Annotated in this window: 14 protein-coding genes; 1 reads left to right on the forward strand and 13 read right to left on the reverse strand. The window is 57.0% G+C overall.

Annotated features, from left to right (window positions below):
- The 12 genes from VMU57_RS19545 to VMU57_RS19600 form a co-directional block, all read right to left on the reverse strand.
- Window positions 1-300, reverse strand: a 300-nt coding sequence (locus VMU57_RS19545; RefSeq protein ID WP_325386481.1) for a hypothetical protein, incomplete at its 3' end; no start/stop codon positions are given.
- A 9-nt stretch (window positions 301-309) separates the two neighbouring features.
- On the reverse strand, window positions 310-1134 hold the full coding sequence (locus tag VMU57_RS19550; protein WP_325386482.1) for a lytic transglycosylase domain-containing protein: 825 nt from the start codon (window positions 1132-1134) through the stop codon (window positions 310-312).
- Window positions 1127-4432, reverse strand: a complete 3306-nt coding sequence (locus VMU57_RS19555; RefSeq protein ID WP_325386484.1) for an efflux RND transporter permease subunit — start codon at window positions 4430-4432, stop codon at window positions 1127-1129. The genes VMU57_RS19550 and VMU57_RS19555 overlap by 8 nt, the downstream gene beginning before the upstream one ends.
- Window positions 4429-4923: a hypothetical protein gene (locus tag VMU57_RS19560; RefSeq protein WP_325386486.1), complete on the reverse strand. Its 495-nt coding sequence runs from the start codon at window positions 4921-4923 to the stop codon at window positions 4429-4431. The genes VMU57_RS19555 and VMU57_RS19560 overlap by 4 nt, the downstream gene beginning before the upstream one ends.
- An 11-nt stretch (window positions 4924-4934) precedes the next feature.
- Complete coding sequence (locus VMU57_RS19565; protein ID WP_325386488.1) at window positions 4935-6401, reverse strand: efflux RND transporter periplasmic adaptor subunit; 1467 nt, start codon at window positions 6399-6401, stop codon at window positions 4935-4937.
- 2 nt (window positions 6402-6403) lie between these two features.
- Window positions 6404-6781: a hypothetical protein gene (locus tag VMU57_RS19570; RefSeq protein ID WP_325386490.1), complete on the reverse strand. Its 378-nt coding sequence runs from the start codon at window positions 6779-6781 to the stop codon at window positions 6404-6406.
- The gene (locus VMU57_RS19575) at window positions 6778-8154 is read right to left on the reverse strand and encodes a TolC family protein (protein ID WP_325386491.1); all 1377 of its coding nucleotides are present in this window, start codon (window positions 8152-8154) and stop codon (window positions 6778-6780) included. The genes VMU57_RS19570 and VMU57_RS19575 overlap by 4 nt, the downstream gene beginning before the upstream one ends.
- Entirely contained in the window at window positions 8151-8942 is a 792-nt protein-coding gene (locus VMU57_RS19580; protein WP_325386493.1) for a hypothetical protein, read from the reverse strand. Before VMU57_RS19580 ends, VMU57_RS19575 begins: the two co-directional genes overlap by 4 nt.
- Window positions 8943-9090: 148 nt before the next feature.
- Window positions 9091-9489, reverse strand: coding sequence for a hypothetical protein (locus VMU57_RS19585; RefSeq protein ID WP_325386495.1), 399 nt, complete (start codon window positions 9487-9489; stop codon window positions 9091-9093).
- A gap of 233 nt (window positions 9490-9722) precedes the next feature.
- Entirely contained in the window at window positions 9723-10349 is a 627-nt protein-coding gene (locus tag VMU57_RS19590) for a hypothetical protein (protein WP_325386497.1), read from the reverse strand.
- A 193-nt stretch (window positions 10350-10542) separates the two neighbouring features.
- On the reverse strand, window positions 10543-11001 hold the full coding sequence (locus tag VMU57_RS19595; protein WP_325386499.1) for a DUF302 domain-containing protein: 459 nt from the start codon (window positions 10999-11001) through the stop codon (window positions 10543-10545).
- A 1319-nt stretch (window positions 11002-12320) separates the two neighbouring features.
- Window positions 12321-13853, reverse strand: a complete 1533-nt coding sequence (locus tag VMU57_RS19600; protein WP_325386501.1) for an amino acid permease — start codon at window positions 13851-13853, stop codon at window positions 12321-12323.
- 468 nt (window positions 13854-14321) lie between these two features.
- Here VMU57_RS19600 and VMU57_RS19605 point away from each other — a divergent pair, with 468 nt between their 5' ends.
- Complete coding sequence (locus VMU57_RS19605; RefSeq protein WP_325386503.1) at window positions 14322-15431, forward strand: class I SAM-dependent methyltransferase; 1110 nt, start codon at window positions 14322-14324, stop codon at window positions 15429-15431.
- Window positions 15432-15787: 356 nt separating this feature from the next.
- Here VMU57_RS19605 and VMU57_RS19610 read toward each other — a convergent pair.
- Window positions 15788-16415 (reverse strand): methyltransferase domain-containing protein (locus tag VMU57_RS19610; RefSeq protein WP_325386505.1); only part of this gene is annotated, 628 nt, incomplete at its 5' end.

Here is a 16415-nt window from a genome sequence, read left to right on the forward strand (position 1 = left end):
AACAGTGTTGTCGTCAGTCCGCTGGACAACGACCCTCGCTTTCTGTCCCGCAGCCCTCACCTCGAACAAGTGGAGCTGCCGTAAATTCAGCTTGGCCGGGTCCAAATGGAGATCCTGACCCTCGCCCACTGCAACCACCGGGATGTCGCTCTTCTGCGGAAGATTGGCTATGTACACACCCGCGAGAGCGAAGACGAACAAGAGGCCAAGACCGCCACATAGCGCCCACACGGGCCAGAGCGTGCACCAATCGCCGCGACGGGGCGTCTTGGAATGCTTACGGATCCGTTGATTGCTCATAAATGCACCTTAACGACTGCTGGAGGCGAAGACTGCTTCCGCGCCTGCTTCGCCGTGATGTTCCGCGAGGGATGACGTCGGGTCAAAGGACCGGATCGCAGCCAACACCCGGGGAACATAGTTTCTGGTTTCGAGCGGCAACACTCGAAGGTTGGTCAATTCATCGAAGTCTTGAGTGTGCGTTCTTAGGATCGCCGAGCCGACGTTGACTTCTCCCGTGTTGTAGGCGGCGAGTGCTAGCTTCCAATCTCCGAATTGCGCGTGCAGGTCGTGAAGATATTGCGCCGCAGCGTCGGTGGCCTTGAAAAGATCGAGACGGTCATCCTCTGTGTCATCCACGCGCAGCCCATAGCGACGCGCGGTGTCCGGCATCAACTGCCAAAGGCCGCGAGCGCCCTTAGGAGAGAGCGCGGTTGCGTGCCCTCCGCTCTCGACAAGAACTACGGCTACGAGATCGGTGGGCACTCCATGACTCCGCAGAATGGGCTCAATCGCCGGGCGTAGCATATCCACACGTGCCGCCGCAAAGCTCGGGCCGCTACTCCAAGTTCGGGATTGCGGCCTATTGAGAATGGCAAGGTTTGTACTAGTTGTTTTATTGACTCCAACCTGCCCATTCGCGGCGACTGGAATCTGCGTGACAGAGGCAAGAATAGCGTCCGCTGCGCCGGCTAACGAGTCGTCAACTCCCGAGAACGGCTGCTCGCCAGTTGAGTGGGTCTGTTGAGAGAGTAGCGTTCCCTGACTCCACAGAGAGACAGGAACTGCCCAGAAGAAGATTGCAGCCAAGGCCATCCACCAGTGCTTTGCTCCAAAGATCATTCCGTTAGTCATGAGGTGTCTCCGCAAGTGGAGTTGCTTCACGCTTCAGAGCGGGCTTGACTTCCCAGTTCCACTTCCAGATCGCGAAGATCGGTGGATATACGACCAACTCCATGAGGAACGACGTGATAATTCCGCCGATCATGGGAGCCGCGATACGCTTCATGACATCCGCTCCAGAACCCACCGACCACATAATCGGCAGCAGTCCGAAGAGCATGCACGAAACAGTCATGACTTTGGGCCGCAGCCGCTTCACCGCGCCGTGAACGATGGCTTCGCGCAAGTCGTCCCAGGAGTGAATGCCGCCCATCTTCAGCGCTTCGTGGTAGGCAAGGTCGAGGTAGAGAAGCATGAAGACGGCCGTTTCGGCATCGACTCCGAGCAGCGCGATGAGGCCGACCCACACGGCGATGCTCATGTTGTAGTGCAGCAGGTACAGAAACCAGACTGCGCCAATGGCCGAGAAAGGCACGGCCAGCAGAATGATCATGGTTTTGATTGCCGAGCCGGTGTTGAAGTAGAGCAGCAAGAAGACGATGAAGAGCGTGATGGGAATGACGAACTTCAGGCGCTGCGCTACCTCCTGCATGAATTCATACTGCCCGCTCCACACAAGCTCGTAGCCGGCAGGCACTTTGACCTTCTTCGCAACGACGGCTTTGGCGTCGTGCACATAGCCGCCAATGTCGCGTCCCGATACATCGACATAAACATAGCCGCTGAGCCTGCCATTTTCATCGCGAATCATTCCTGGGCCGGTTCGCATGTGGATATCCGCGATCTCGCCAAGGGGAATCTGCGCGCCGGAGGGGGTGGCGACTAGAACACGTTGGAGGGCGCCAATATCGCTGCGGTAATCGCGCAGGTAGCGCACGTTGACCGGATACCGTTCACGACCTTCGACTGTTGTGGAGATCTGGTCGCCACCGACCGCCGATGTGAGTACGTTCTCTGCATCTTCGATGGTCAAGCCATAGCGGGCAAGTTCATCGCGCTTCAGATCGAAGTCCAGGAAATATCCACCTTTTGTGCGTTCCGCGAAGACACTGGTGGTTCCGGGGACATCTTTCAATGCCGTCTCAATCTGTTCACCGATCTGCTGAATCTGCCCAAGGTCGGAGCCCAGCACCTTGATGCCGAGCGGTGTGCGAATGCCCGTGGTGAGCATGTCGGTGCGGGCCTTGATGGGCATGGTCCAGGCATTCGAGATTCCGGGCAATTGGAGAGCCTCGTTCAATCCCCCGGGGCCATAGATCAATTCCTGCGTCGTCAAGTGATCCGGCCAGAACCTTCGCAGAACAGACTGAAGCCACTGCGGCGCCGACTTTGAGTACCAACGATCTACTTTTGGCCACTGATCCTCCGGCTTGAGCACGATGGTGGTTTCCATCATCGAATACGGGGCTGGATCGGTTGAACTCTCTGCACGGCCCGCCTTCCCCCAGACGCTTTCGACCTCCGGAAAGGCGCGGATCATCTTGTCCTGCATCTCCAAGACATGCGTCGCTTCTGTTACAGAGATGCCAGGCAATGTCGACGGCATATACAGGAGTGTGCCTTCATCCAGCGGCGGCATGAACTCGGATCCGAGCTTGAAGTAGACCGGCAGGCTCAGCGCCATGACGAGAAGAGCAACTCCGATGGTCATCCATTTGTGATCGAGGACAAACTCGACCACCGGGTGATAGATCTTCATCATCGGCTTGCTGATCGGATGGTTCTCCTCGCTGTGGATCTTTCCAACGAAGATCGCGTTGACGATCTTTGCGAGCCATTGGGGTCGGAAGTCGAATCCGTCCATGCGCGAGAAGATGAGACGCATCGCCGCTGGAACCAAGGTGATCGCGAGCAAGGCCGCGATCCCCATGGAGAAGTTCTTGGTGAAGGCGAGCGGTTTGAAAAGACGACCCTCCTGGCCTTCCAGCGTAAAGACCGGAAGGAAGCCCACCGCGATGACGAGCAAGGCGAAGAAACTGGGCCCTCCAACCTCCTTTACAGCGGCGATCACCACGGCGTGAGACGGCCCTGGCCTGCCTTCGGCTTCCCAGTGCTCGAGCTTTTTGTGTGTCTGCTCCACCATGACGATGGATGCGTCTACGAGTGCCCCGATGGCGACGGCAAAGCCGCCCAGTGACATGATGTTGGCCGTCAATCCCATCCACTGCATTGGGATGAAGGCCAGGACCAGGGTGACGGGGATGGTAACGATCGGCACAATGGCGCTACGCAAATCCCACAGGAAGATCATGATCACGAGGCTGACGATGACCAATTCTTCGATCAGCGTGTGCCTCAGGTTATCGACCGCGCGACCGATCAAGTCGGACCGGTCGTAAGTCGTCACCAGTTTGACGCCGGGAGGCAGTGTGGACTTCAGTTCGTCCAGTTTCTCCTTGGTCCGCTCGATCACCTTCTCCGCATTTTCTCCATAACGCATGATGACTACGGCACCAACAGCTTCGCCCTTGCCATCCAACTCTCCCACACCCCTCCGCATGTCCGGGCCGTAGGTTACGGTGCCTACATCGCGGACAAGTACGGGAGTCCCTGTCTGCGCGTTGACCATAATGACGGTCTTACCGATGTCGTCGAGGGAACGGATATATCCGCGTCCGCGCACCATGTATTCGCGACCGGTGAACTCGACCAATCGACCGCCAACATCGTTGTTGGACTTCTGCACAGCATCGCTGACTGCATTGATGGGGATGTGATAGGCGAGCAGCTTGTTAGGATCGACATTAACTTCGTACTCGCGCACGAAGCCGCCGATCGGAGCGACCTCGGCGACGCCGGGGACGGTCTGCAATGCGTAGCGAAGATACCAGTCCTGATACGACCGCAACTGGTCGATGCTGTACGTTCCGGTCGTATCGACCAGGGCATACTGATAGACCCAGCCGACGGAGGTCACGTCCTTCGCTAATTCGACGCTAACGCCTTTTGGCAGCCGTGGAGTGACGGCACTCAGGTATTCAAGCGTGCGGGCCCGAGCCCAGTAGAGGTCCGTTCCTTCGTCGAAGATGATGTAGACATAGGAGTAGCCAAAGTCGGAGAAGGAGCGAATGTCCTTGACCTTTGGTAGTCCGAGCAATGCCGATACGATCGGATACGAAACCTGGTCTTCCATGATGTCGGGGCTGCGGTCCCACTTGGAGTAGACGATCACCTGGGTATCCGAAAGGTCGGGTATCGCGTCGAGCTTGGTCTTCTTCATCGCATTCCATCCCAGCAGGAGGGCTACCGCAACGAAGAGGAAGATCAGGAACCTGTTTTTGTCGCTGAAATCGATAATCTTGTTCATCATTGGTAATGCGCCTCACTCATGAGCTGTCCAAACGAGATGGCGGTGCCGCCGTTTGCCGCAGTAAAGTCTTCAGCCTGTTGCTTGGTCGCAAAGGTCAGGGTCCCTGGCGAGCACCGGTCGTATGCCATCTCCTGGGTTTCTTTCATTTCGTCCATGTGCATCAGGCCGTGCTCGCACGCCATGACACGGCTGCCCTCGACATACCAGGCAGTTTCGGGCGACATCGTCTTACCCGTGCTGTAGTCGTGGACGGTGATCAGACGCACCGGCTTGTGCTGCTGATTTGCTTCGGTAATGGCACAACGGGGGCAGCAGACTTCCGCCCTCTTCCCATCGATTTCCGCGGTCACCTTGAGATTTGAGTGCAATGGCCGCAGACAATAACCGCAGACCACCGGCTTCGGGTGAGCGACAAATCTGTACCAACCAAAAACACCCGCGCCAGCCAGGATCACCACAGCTACCGTCAGTGCGATACGTCGAAAGTTCATAGCCATTCTCCTTAGTGCGTCATCCCGCTCATTGCGTCTTTGAGATTGCTTTCGGAGTCGATAAGGAAGTTGCCCGAGACAACAACCGTTTCGCCAGCTTTAAGCCCACTGAGTACCGCAGCGTTCCCATCGAAGACCGGGCCAAGGATTACCTTTCGAGGCTCAAATATGCCTCCTGGGTGAACCACAAAGACCCTCTGTTCCGTTCCAGCGTCGAGGACCGCCTCGTCGGGAACGACGATCTTCACGCCATAATCAACCCGCAGTTCAGCATCGGCGAACATCTGCGGCTTGAGATCGAAGCCGGGGTTGGGCAGTTGAATGCGCACCTTTACCGTCCGGGTCTGCGGATCGACGGTTGGATAGACGTAGGCAATGTTCCCCGTATACGTCTTGCCAGGGTAATAGCTGAGGGTAAGAGTCACTCGCTGGCCAAGATGAACAAATGGAACTTCGTACTCATAGATGTCGGCATCGGCCCACACCGTCGATAAATCGGATACGGTGTACAGTTCTGTGTCCGGTGTAACTGACGTCTGCGGGAACACCTTGCGGTCGGTCACGAAACCCGTAATCGGCGAGTAGAAGGTCAAGTCCTTGCTGACCTTGCCCGTCTGATCGAGTTGCTTGATCTGGTCGTCCGATATATCCCACAGCTTCAGCCGTTGACGGGTGGACTTCAAGAGCGATTGCGCGCCTTGGGACACCTCTTCAAACGGCGCATTGCCGAGTGTGGCATTCCCGCGTTTTGCGATGAGATACTCCTCTTCTGTCGAAACCAGATCCGGGCTGTAGAGCGTGAACAGCGGTTGCCCCTTCTTCACAAGCTGTCCCACAAAATCGACATATACCTGATCGATATATCCAGCCACCTTCACATGAACATGGGCGATCTTCGTCTCATCGGCGACAATCTGCGTCGTGGTACGGATATCCCGAACCAGCGGTTTGCGTTCGACGATCGCCGTGCGCACTCCTGCCATCACCTGCTTTTCCGGCGTTATTGTCACCGTTCCCATCGGCATCTTGGCCATGCTTTCGTCTTCGGCATACTTCGGAACCAGTGTCATTCCGCAATCGGGAGCAATCCCCGGCTTGTCCGACTTGTAGGCCGGATGCATCGGGTCGTACCAGTAGAGAACCTTCCGTTCGCCGCTCTTCGTGGACATGCCCGGCATGTTGGCCATGTTCGAGGGCGACGAACTGCTTGTCTGCTCTGCAGGCTTCGCCGTCTGTTCGGCATACAACGGAACAAGGTCCATCCCATCCGGAGCTTTGCCGGGTTGGTTGTAATGGTGTTGCGGATTCATCGAGTCGTACCAGTAGAGGACTTTGCGCTCGCCGCCCGCGCTTGCAGAAGTGACTGCTGCGGTTGCCCCGCGGCCGAAGAACCAGCGATGGGTCGCGCCCATATAGACCACGCCCAGCGCGGCAATGAGCAAAACGACTGCAATGAACTTCTTGGGAGACCGTAACATGACTAAACTCCTCTTCCTTCCGGTGTAAACGCTGCCTGGCTTACCGGCATCCATGTCAAATTCTTAAACCGAGTTTCCGAAGGCGCGGTGCGGAGGACTGAGATGCTGCTCGCTTCCGTAGCTGCCGAATCATCCTCTGAAGCGAGCAGGCCGGTTTGCGTCTGCGGTTCGCTCAGATGCACCAGAACGCCATTGATGGTGTCCTGAATCCGGAGGCGTGGCTTGTGCAGTCTGCGTGTCGCGAGCGCCACGAGCCGGCAGAGCCGGTACCGGTCCTGCAGATGGACCTGCGCGCCATAAACTAGATCGGAGCGTGCATATTCCGGCCCCACCTCAGTCTCTCGTTCAGCTTCTGTGAAACCTTGAGTGCCCGTCTTCATTTCGCCTCCTGCACAGTCTGTGAAATGGGCGCGGCCGGACTCGCACCCGGAGTTCCGGTAATTCCGGTTCCGGTCAGGTTCTCCATCCGAGCGATGGCGGTCTGATAGTCGGCAAGCTGGCGGTAGTAGTCGGTTTCGTAGTCGAGCAGCGTGGTGAAGTTTGCGATCAGCGACAGGAAATCGACCTTGCCCACCTGATAGGAGGCCATCGCAGATTCGAGAGCCAGCGAGGACTGGGGAACGACGCCTTTGGAGTAGAGATTCACCAGCCGCTCCGCCGCCTGAGCGGCCAGATACTGTTGCTTCAATTCAAAGCGCACTTCGTTTTGGCGGTTGTCGCGCAGCTTTTCCGCGCTAATGAGGTCTTCGCTGGCTTCGGCCACGCCTTGGCGTTGCTTCGACCGGTAAAAGATGGGAATGTTTACGCTGAAGGTGACCCCGTTCATGTCCGGCTGCGCCGTGCGCTGTTGATACATGTAAGCCACGCCGACATCGGGTCTGTACTGCTTCTGAGCCAGCGCAACACTCAGGCGGCCTCGGTCGATCATTCGCTGATCGCGCAGAACGGCCGTGTCGTTGTTCGCCGCAAAGGCATACAACTCGTCGAGCGAATAACGGATCGTAGCCGGCTCCACGTCCGCGGCGGGCGGCAACGGCGATTCAGGAGCCCTGAGAAGGTAGGCATTGATTCTTGCCTGCGCCGTGGCTTTCTGTTGTTCCAGCACGGTGAGCTTTTCGAGCAGCAGGGAGACCTCCACTTGCGAGCGCAGCACATCCTGCTGCATCGCCTTTCCCACTCGGTATTGGGCCTCGGCGATCTTCGACAACTTTTCGAGAAGGTCCTTGTTTCTCGTGGTCGTCTGGATCGCTTTATCGAAGTAGAAGTAGTCGTAGAAGGCCGCCTTGACCTCGGCCGCTACCCGGCGGCGCACCGCCTCGTAATCGGCTTGAGCAGCGTCTGCTTCCTTGCTGGCAATGGCGCCCTGGAGCTTCAGCTTGCCGGGGTAAGGAAATTGTTCGGAAACGGTGACCCCGCGATAGCTCGATGCATCGCCGGACATCGTGCTGAAAGGCGCTGGATTACCGGCCCAGCCGATGCCCACCACCGGATCAGGCAAAGTCTTCGCTTGCGGCACTCGCCGCTCCAGAGCTCTGACCGAGTGCAACGCGCTCTGCGCTTCCGGATTCTTTTCCAGAGCCTCCCGGACTACATCGTCGAGGATGAGCGCCTGTGGGGCACTCGGTTGGTTCGGTGCCGGAGCTTCGAGAGCAACGGTCGGGCTTTCCGCTGCCTCCTGGGACCATAGGCTGACAGGGATCAGCAGAAGCGATACCAGCCAAAGTCCGATTCGAAATATACCGAATCTCTTCATTTTTGAGCTCCCGGTCCACGTGTCTCCGAGCTCTTGAGATCCTGGGGATCGATTTTCTGTGCTGATTCTGTCGCATGGTGCCGATCGAGTGCATCGACCAGGCGGTAATACAACGGCTGCGGCAGGATCTCTTTCAGATCGAAGGTGTAGGTATCGCGGTATCCGAACACAAGCAGGTGATAGGGATCGGGGGCAGATAAAGTTTGGAGGTCGGCCCAGCGCCAACTGCGGCTGTCACCGGAAGCGCCTGTCACATAATCGATACCGCCATCGCGGAGCCGCAAAGTGCCGTTTGTACCGCCCATGACAGTCCGATGGTGGGCGGGAATTGCGATCCCCTGCGCCGTTGGATCGGGAACGGCATTCTGTGATGGCCGCTTGACTTCCTTGGCTAACTCTGCCGCTACCTTAGGAGGAAAGGTCTCGGTCAAATCAAACCTGTATCGCTCGACTCCAGGGAGATGCCTCTTCCGGTTCTGGTATGTTTCGATGGTCAGACTGCGGGGTGTTAGAAGAAATGACTGCACTTCCAGGTAGCGCAATATCATCGTGTTCCCCTTCCCGAATCGGAACTTGATTCCGTCGACGCCGATGCTGAGATCGCCCTTCTCCCTCCCTGCGATATGGCGCAGTCTTGCAGGCGATTGCCAGGCGAGGATTGGCTTCTTGGAGTCAGCCTGGCCGCGGTCTTGCGCAAGCCCCACTCCTGTGTCCTGAAGGCAAAACCACAGGCCGGCGAAAAGCACCAGGCCAGACAATACACGCCGCTTCAAACGCGTTCGATTCATGACAGATACAACTCCTGAAAACTGAGATTTAAAATCAACAAGGAAAAATTCTTCGCCGAGTCAAAGTGCCGAGGCCCGCCCCTCGGAGACGCGACAACACGCAACGAGATCAGCTACGCATGCTGGAGAATGCGGCCGCTGGCGAAGATCAGATTTGGAAGGTGCAAAGGATGGACTGGGAGTGTCTGAACGACTCCCGGTCGGGCGGGATATAGCTTTCTTCCACGCGAATCGCCATGATGGACGCAAAACCGGCGAGCGGGTTGACCTCAAGCGCCACAGCGCTCGATTCTCGCGTTGCTGGCGCAATCGCAACCAAAGCAGGCGCACCCGGCGATACCTGGCAGCCGCATTTCGTCGAAGTGCCGGACTCGATCCGAGATTGAGCCCGGGCCTTCTTCATTGCCGTCATCATCGGGCATCCCGCCGCGCAGCACATCGAAGACTTCGCCTGGATCTGGCACGGCGTCGCCGCATACAGCGACAAAGGCCCGACTCCCAAGACTAGGAGGAGCATCGTCGTGACGACTTTGGAGAAGAATCTCATGCAGTGTACTGAGAATGCCAATCCTTTCCGTTCCGGTCTGTGACCTAAATCACAAGCCGGAGACTTTCTCTTCAAGACTTCGACTGGAACTGCTCCAGTTACCAATCGAAGAGAATAGGGGACAAGGGCTACGCGGGCCACACAAAAGGAGTCTGGGCAATCCACCGCGTCATTGTCGGTTGGATGCGTGGTGCCGATTTCCTCCGCGGCGTGGCCCGCGGTGCCTCTGCGCGCTACACCGTCACTCCCATTTCGCGCACGAACTTTTGCTGCTCATATTGCTCGGCCTCGATCACTTTCTTCGCTCTTTCGAGTCCCTTGAACAGCAGCTTTGTATTCTGGGTCTGTCCGGAGCTCTCGGTAATTGCGAAGAGCGCTTTCGCCATAGCATTGTTGATTCTGTCGAGTCCCCGCACCGGCTTCCTGAGTCCGGAATGCTGCGCGCCGGAAAGACTCTCGAGGAATTCGTGACGGTCCAGATTGTCGGTCACAAGTGCCGTCTTGAACAAACCGATCTCGTCTGAGACGTCTCCGGACCTGCGCGATTCCGATCCTTGACGGATGTCCTCCAGTTCCCGATTCATAGTGGCCGTTCTCTGAGTCCACGAACGCAACTGCGCCGACTGCTCGTTGCTCGCCTGGACAGCGATAGCTCTTTGAAGATCATTCATGGCTCCGCCGTAACCAGGAACAGGTCCGCCGCTACCCGAGGGCCCACCGCCATGTTGATGTTGGGCCAGCATCGGGTAAGCGGCAATGATTAGAACAGCCCCAGCTATCAGTGCATATGGTTTATTCATTGCGCTTGTCTTGCTCCCCTTCGAGATCCCTGATGTTCCAAGTACGAAACCACCGATCATTACCATCTCCCAAGCTGACGTGGTGGAACGCCATAGTCGCAATCGCGGGGTTCAGAGCAGGAACCGTGTCTACCCCAAGGATCTTCCTCTGCTATTTCGTCATCGCGACGGAGTGGCGCAACAACCGTCGGTCGAAGCACACGCTTCCAGAAAGCAAAGAAGGCCGATACTCGTTTCCCATGCGGCATCTCCATCATCCCCGTACCGCCTTCCTATGCTCCACGCTATGGTGGTCCTGCGGCCGTTCATAGATCCCAAGCTCCAGCATGACCCTGCGCATCCGACGATTCAACTCCTGGCCAAGTGCACGAATCCCTAGCGATGCCTCCGGTATCAGTGACGGCTGCTTGAGAACCGACACGGTTGTGACATCGCCATTCTGATACACCGCGAGGCTGAATGGAACCATCAATCCTCCGTTGGGATCGCTGAGCAGCGCCTGATAGGCCGAGAATGGATGCCACACTATCAGAACCACATACCGTGATGTCGCCAACCCAATGAGACTCTCCAGTTCGCGGTTGAAATCCACTTCCCCAAGAATCCGAAACTCATGGCGGGGCAGCTCGATGCGCAACAACCCGAGAGTGCGTTCAAAGCCAACTTCCGTCTGAACGGCGATGACGTTTTCCGGCGGTGCGATGATAGTCATTCGGCTGCCCCTGCCTAAGGAGAAGCAAGTACTGTGCCAAATCTTCTTCTCGGCCAAAAACTCACCAACTGTGTGAGGCCGGTGCACGGATGTACGCTTCTGGACTAGCTTTGACAGGCACTCACTGCATCGTGTTCCGCGAGCATAAGGTGCCGGCTGCCATCGGACAGCATCCCGGGTTGCCTGATATCGTCCACTGGCTGGCGCATTTGGCGCAGGGAGGCCGACGCCAGACTTATCATGCAGATCTCTAGACCATGAGTACCACACACTCATCGTGGCTGAAGTTCAGCCAACTGCCGAATGCCGGTCAGCATCGGTTTGGGCTTCACAAAGTGCAGATGAGGCAGCCGCGACAGTCCCACGTAACAGGCCATCACGATCCTAAAATGAATGGGAAAACCGGAATCGAGTGAATCTGCAGCCTGATCTTCAGCGTTTCCTCGACGAACTGCTTGAAGTCAAACTTCTCCAGCATCGTAGTTATCGGAAGCGGCCCGCCGTAGGCCATCAGGTACCGCGCTTCGAAGCCACAGGGCGTGGAAGCCTCGATTTTATTAGAACCAGTCAACCAGTCTCATAAACCGTTGAGGCGCCAATTGGTGTCCTACTGGAGATGCTCTGTGTATCTCCGAACGCACCGATGGCAGGTCGCTGGGAACAGATCGACGAACCGTGGGCAGTTGTGGAGATAGTGTTGCGACCCGCGCAGCGTGCAGGCAACCGGGGGCGTCCGTGACACGACACGCGCGCTGTTCTCAATGGGTGTTGTGGGTGCTGGGAATCGGCGCGTAATGGCGCGAATTCTCGGATGAGTGCCCAACATACCAGACCTGCCGGCGCCGATTTCAGAGCTAGGTGCGAAGCGGAAAGCTGGAACAACATCTGAAGCCGCTGGCCGCGCGCCTGCACGAGCAAGGCAAACTGAATCTTGACGAAGGGTACGTGGACGCTACTTTTCGCGAGCGCCAAAATAGGGGGGGCTTCGCCGTCGCCCTACCCGCTACGAAAAGCGCGCAAAGATTGTCGCTGTTGCCGCCGACGACAGTTTTTCTCTCGCCGTATCCGTCCAAAGCGCTTAGCCTGCCAAGTGCCAGCTTGTGTTGATCGGGGGACTCCTTACTCCGCCAGCGGCTAGAGGACTTGATTGGCGAGGGCGAACGCCAATGGCATGAATTCAAAGCTGCTGGAAACGGCGCAATTCCAGAACGCAATGAGATTCGTGAAGTGGATCAAACACCTCCTCCCTTCGTCCCGTTCCGCAAGGGCGATCTTCTGCAGGGGAGGCGCTTTTCGTGCTTTTCTCTCTGGCGATTTCCTCAGTCGGCCTCAGCGACGGTCGCAAGCTTCTGCACCTTGCTGTGCTTCAGCGAGTAGCCGAAGTAGATCATCAGCCCTATAACCAGCCAGCTGATCATCACCACCCACGTAATCAGCGCCAACTGCGTCATCAGATACAACGCCGACACAATTCCCAGGAACGGCACCAGCGGAACCAGCGGCGTCTTGAACGGCCGGTGCAAGTCGGGATGCCGCACCCGTAGCACCCATACGCCCGCGCTCACAATCGCGAACGCCAGCAGCGTCCCGATGTTCACCAGATCGGCCAGCCGGTCAATGGGCAGAAACGCCGGCGCAAGCGCCGCGAACAGGCCGAACACAATCGTCGTGATCCACGGAGTGCGGAACTTCGGATGAATGGCCGAAGCCCACTTCCACAGTAGCCCGTCCTTCGACATCGAATAGAACACGCGGGACTGCCCCAGCAGCATCACTAGCATCACTGTGGCCAGCCCGAAGATGGCGCCGATCTTCACCAGCATCGATCCCCAACTTACGCCGGTCGCGTCAATGCCCAGCGCCACCGGCGCGCCCACGTTCAAAGTCTTGTAGCTCACCAGCCCCGTCAGCACCATCGAGACAAGGATGTACAGCACGGTGCAGACCGCCAACGATCCGAGAATGCCAACGGGCATGTCGCGCTGCGGCTTCTTCGCCTCTTGCGCCGCCGTCGACACCGCGTCGAATCCGATATACGCAAAGAAGACCCGCGATGCGCCCTTGGGGATGCCACCCCAACCGAAGTTGCCGTGCCCATCCGAAGGCGGAATGAACGGATGCCAGTTTGCCTGCGCCACCGCAGGATGCTTAAACAGGAACCAGCTTCCCACCGCCAGGAAGATCGCTATGATCGCGAGCTTCACGATCACGATAGCGGAGTTGAGGTTGGCCGACTCCTTGATGCCGATCACCAGGATGGCCGTAATCGCCAGCACCGCCGCCATGGCAATCAGGTTGAACACGCCGGTGGCATGTGGCAGTCCCGTCGCGCTCACGCCCGGCGGCAGGGACATCACCGGCAGCCACTGATGCTGGTAAAACACCAGCGGTGTTCCCGTCGTCGCCGTCATCTGCGGTGGGATGTAGATTCCCCATTGCTGAAGCAGGCTATTGAAATACCCCGACCACCCCGAGGCCACCGTCGCCGCGGCAAACGCGTACTCCAGCACCAGGTCCCAGCCGATGATCCACGCCACCAATTCGCCCAGCGTCGCATAACCGTATGTGTACGCCGATCCCGCAATCGGGATGATCGACGCAAACTCCGCATAGCACAGCCCGGCGAACGCGCACGTAATGCCGGCCAGCACGAAGCTCAGCGCCACGGCCGGCCCAGCATACCGCGCCGCCGCCTGCCCCGTCAGCACAAAGATGCCCGCGCCGATCACGGCGCCGATGCCCAGCGTAATCAGGTTCAGTGCGCCCAGCGAGCGCTTGAGCGTATGTTCGCCCTCTTCGCTCGCCTCGGCTGAGAGCAACGACATGGGTTTAACACGAAACAGTCTAGACATGAACGAAGGAAAGCCTCCTCAGCTTTAAACAAACCCGATTGAGCCTAATTGTTCAGCGCTTGGTTCGGCGACCGGGCTGATACTCGTTTCCCACGGAGCATCTCCGTCACCTCCGTACCGCCTTCATGTCCCATGGAGAAGCAAGTACTGTGCCAAATCTTATCCTCCGTTAGAGACCTTACGAATTCGATGAGGCCAAAGCGCGATGTAGGCTCCAGTACTGGTGTTGGCGGCGATTGAAACGTCATTCTTTCCTGGACGTGAGACACAGTCAGTCATCGGACAACACGCCGGTGTGCCTGATTTGGTCCATTGGCAGGCGCATTTGGCACAGAGAAGGCAACGTCAGACTTGTTATTGAGACCCCTGGATAGTGAGTACGGTCTTAATCTATGGCCATCGCGCAGGATTGCGAATGGCGCGACACGTGCAACTACGTTAGAGGATCGAAAGAGGAGATTGTCAAATATGAGCTGCAGCGCCGCAGTACAACCCGATTGCCGAAATTGCGGTTCTTCAACCGATGGAATCGTCCAATGTCACAGCTATCGATCGAACTCGATAAAGTTTTGGGTGCTTGACGCTCTATTTGGAACGCTTCTCGGCGTCCTGGTTGTTGGATTCCACGAATACTTGATTCCGGACAACTGGCCTTTCTGGTGGTCGTTTCTGACATCCATGTCCATTGTGATGATTCTGCAGTCCCTCCTATCGTTTTTCATTGGCAACCTGATCGGCGAGATGGAGGCAATGGTCCCTGGCGGGTTCATTGGTATGGGGGCGATGATAATAGCCTACCTCCCCTTCCCAAATCGATTTCTAATGTTTGCTTTTGGTGCCGGGACTGGTTTGGCAATCAGTATGGTGTTCGTGCTCATTGATGCATGGTTCCGGGAAGTGTCTATGGAAGCGCTTCCACTTCACCGATCAAGCCAGAAAGTGCGTCCACCTAGCTTCACCCTTCGCACCCCTTCCTGGCTTCGCGACTTACAAGAAATTGCTGGAGCACAGAGGCGAGCCTATGCCCAGAAGGTTCTCTTTGCCAATATGGGTGAATCGGTTTTGTTTGTCGCTGCCGGATCGGGGCTGAACTTTGCTAACTTTCCACCGCACCGCAATATCATCGCAATTGACGTAAATGTCGAGGCGTTGCGCCGCGCACAGAGCCGTGCTCAGTCTTATGATGGGACGATACAGTTGATGGAAGCCGATGTCCAGAAGTTGCCGTTTCAAGAGGCGTCCTTTGACACAGTAGCGACCGCATCCACGTTCTGCAGTGTGCCTAATCCCGGACAAGGGCTTTCGGAATTGCATCGAGTGTTGAAGCCTGGAGGCAGGCTTCTCATGTTGGAGCACGTACGGAGCGGAAACCCCCTGATTGCATTTGAACAGGACATGATGAACCTCGCCATGCGGTTTCTCGGCTCAGATGTAAACCGAGAAACAGTCGGGACGGTTCGGGATGCAGGCTTTGTGATTGATCGAATCCGCAGCGCCTACCTTGATGTGTTCCTGATAATCGACGGACACAAGCCATCAACGAAGGAAAATAAGACTTTCAGCGCGAAGTGCGTGTGAGCCTCCAGCATGGGAAGGAAGCCAATGCTCTGACGCAGAGCGAAATAGAAGAAGGCCATATTCGCAGTTTGCTTTGCATTGTCCAATGTTGAGCGAGGATCTGACGGATTCATAGGGGCGACATCCCGATTCTGTTTACCGCGAGCAGGGCGAAGAAAGACCAGGTCGCTAACGGAAGTACAAGTTGCAGCAAATGCCGTGGAGCTGGTCGTACAAGGCTGGCTTGCATTGCTTACGCTGGGTGTGCAGGCGACAAAACGCGCTTGCACCTGCCACGCTTCTCCGGCAGAATCGCACATGCTTGGTCTTGACGACAGACCCACACATCCCAGAGCAGTGATGTGATCACAAGTGCTTCAGTCCTTTGAACTGCGGAGCTTCTTCAAATGAGGGCGGAGCTTTCGCTTAAATACATACAGATTGTCCAGGCAGATTTCCCAGTGTGGTAGCTCCACTCGCTCAAGCAGATCCCAACCGCGACGGAGCTCGGTGAAGAACTGGGGCGTGATCGTGATTCCTTTTCGCACCGGCTTCCCGAGATGCGTGAAGTACAAATAGCCGTCCTCATCTTCGGGGAGTTCGCCGATGTAAATGAAATGCTCTCCCCGGTATCGGGTCAGGGCTCGGACCGGCATATCGCTATTCGGCGGAGGCCAGCAAAGGAGTAGTGTGCGATGAGGATGGAAATCAACTGCGGAGTCGTCTCCCTGCAACACTTCCGTCCAGCAAGTGGCCCCCTCGTGGAAATGATTGCCTTCTGCGCCGTGCTGACCTGGTGGATTTCTGTCGTAGCAGAGCACATCGGTGCCCTGCACCCTCAGAAGCGAAGCCCAGTAGCCCGTGCCGGCGCCCATTTCAAGGATTGGTGCAAAGGAGGCAATTGTGTTCAGGGCAGTACGAGTGGGAATGGCATGAGCGTACTTCTGGATATACGACTTTCGAAGCGCAAGGACTTTCGCAACCGCCTCGAAGTCTCGCGCCCGG

The organism is Edaphobacter sp. (assembly GCF_035532915.1).
Classification (GTDB): domain Bacteria; phylum Acidobacteriota; class Terriglobia; order Terriglobales; family Acidobacteriaceae; genus Edaphobacter.

What these genes read in the sequence shown, in the direction of transcription:
- VMU57_RS19550 (WP_325386482.1), bottom strand. Translation starts at nt 1,134, where the DNA reads ATGACTAACGGAATGATCTTTGGAGCAAAGCACTGGTGGATGGCCTTG.
- VMU57_RS19555 (WP_325386484.1), bottom strand. Translation starts at nt 4,432, where the DNA reads ATGATGAACAAGATTATCGATTTCAGCGACAAAAACAGGTTCCTGATC.
- VMU57_RS19560 (WP_325386486.1), bottom strand. Translation starts at nt 4,923, where the DNA reads ATGAACTTTCGACGTATCGCACTGACGGTAGCTGTGGTGATCCTGGCT.
- VMU57_RS19565 (WP_325386488.1), bottom strand. Translation starts at nt 6,401, where the DNA reads ATGTTACGGTCTCCCAAGAAGTTCATTGCAGTCGTTTTGCTCATTGCC.
- VMU57_RS19570 (WP_325386490.1), bottom strand. Translation starts at nt 6,781, where the DNA reads ATGAAGACGGGCACTCAAGGTTTCACAGAAGCTGAACGAGAGACTGAG.
- VMU57_RS19575 (WP_325386491.1), bottom strand. Translation starts at nt 8,154, where the DNA reads ATGAAGAGATTCGGTATATTTCGAATCGGACTTTGGCTGGTATCGCTT.
- VMU57_RS19580 (WP_325386493.1), bottom strand. Translation starts at nt 8,942, where the DNA reads ATGAATCGAACGCGTTTGAAGCGGCGTGTATTGTCTGGCCTGGTGCTT.
- VMU57_RS19585 (WP_325386495.1), bottom strand. Translation starts at nt 9,489, where the DNA reads ATGAGATTCTTCTCCAAAGTCGTCACGACGATGCTCCTCCTAGTCTTG.
- VMU57_RS19590 (WP_325386497.1), bottom strand. Translation starts at nt 10,349, where the DNA reads ATGATCGGTGGTTTCGTACTTGGAACATCAGGGATCTCGAAGGGGAGC.
- VMU57_RS19595 (WP_325386499.1), bottom strand. Translation starts at nt 11,001, where the DNA reads ATGACTATCATCGCACCGCCGGAAAACGTCATCGCCGTTCAGACGGAA.
- VMU57_RS19600 (WP_325386501.1), bottom strand. Translation starts at nt 13,853, where the DNA reads ATGTCTAGACTGTTTCGTGTTAAACCCATGTCGTTGCTCTCAGCCGAG.
- VMU57_RS19605 (WP_325386503.1), top strand. Translation starts at nt 14,322, where the DNA reads ATGAGCTGCAGCGCCGCAGTACAACCCGATTGCCGAAATTGCGGTTCT.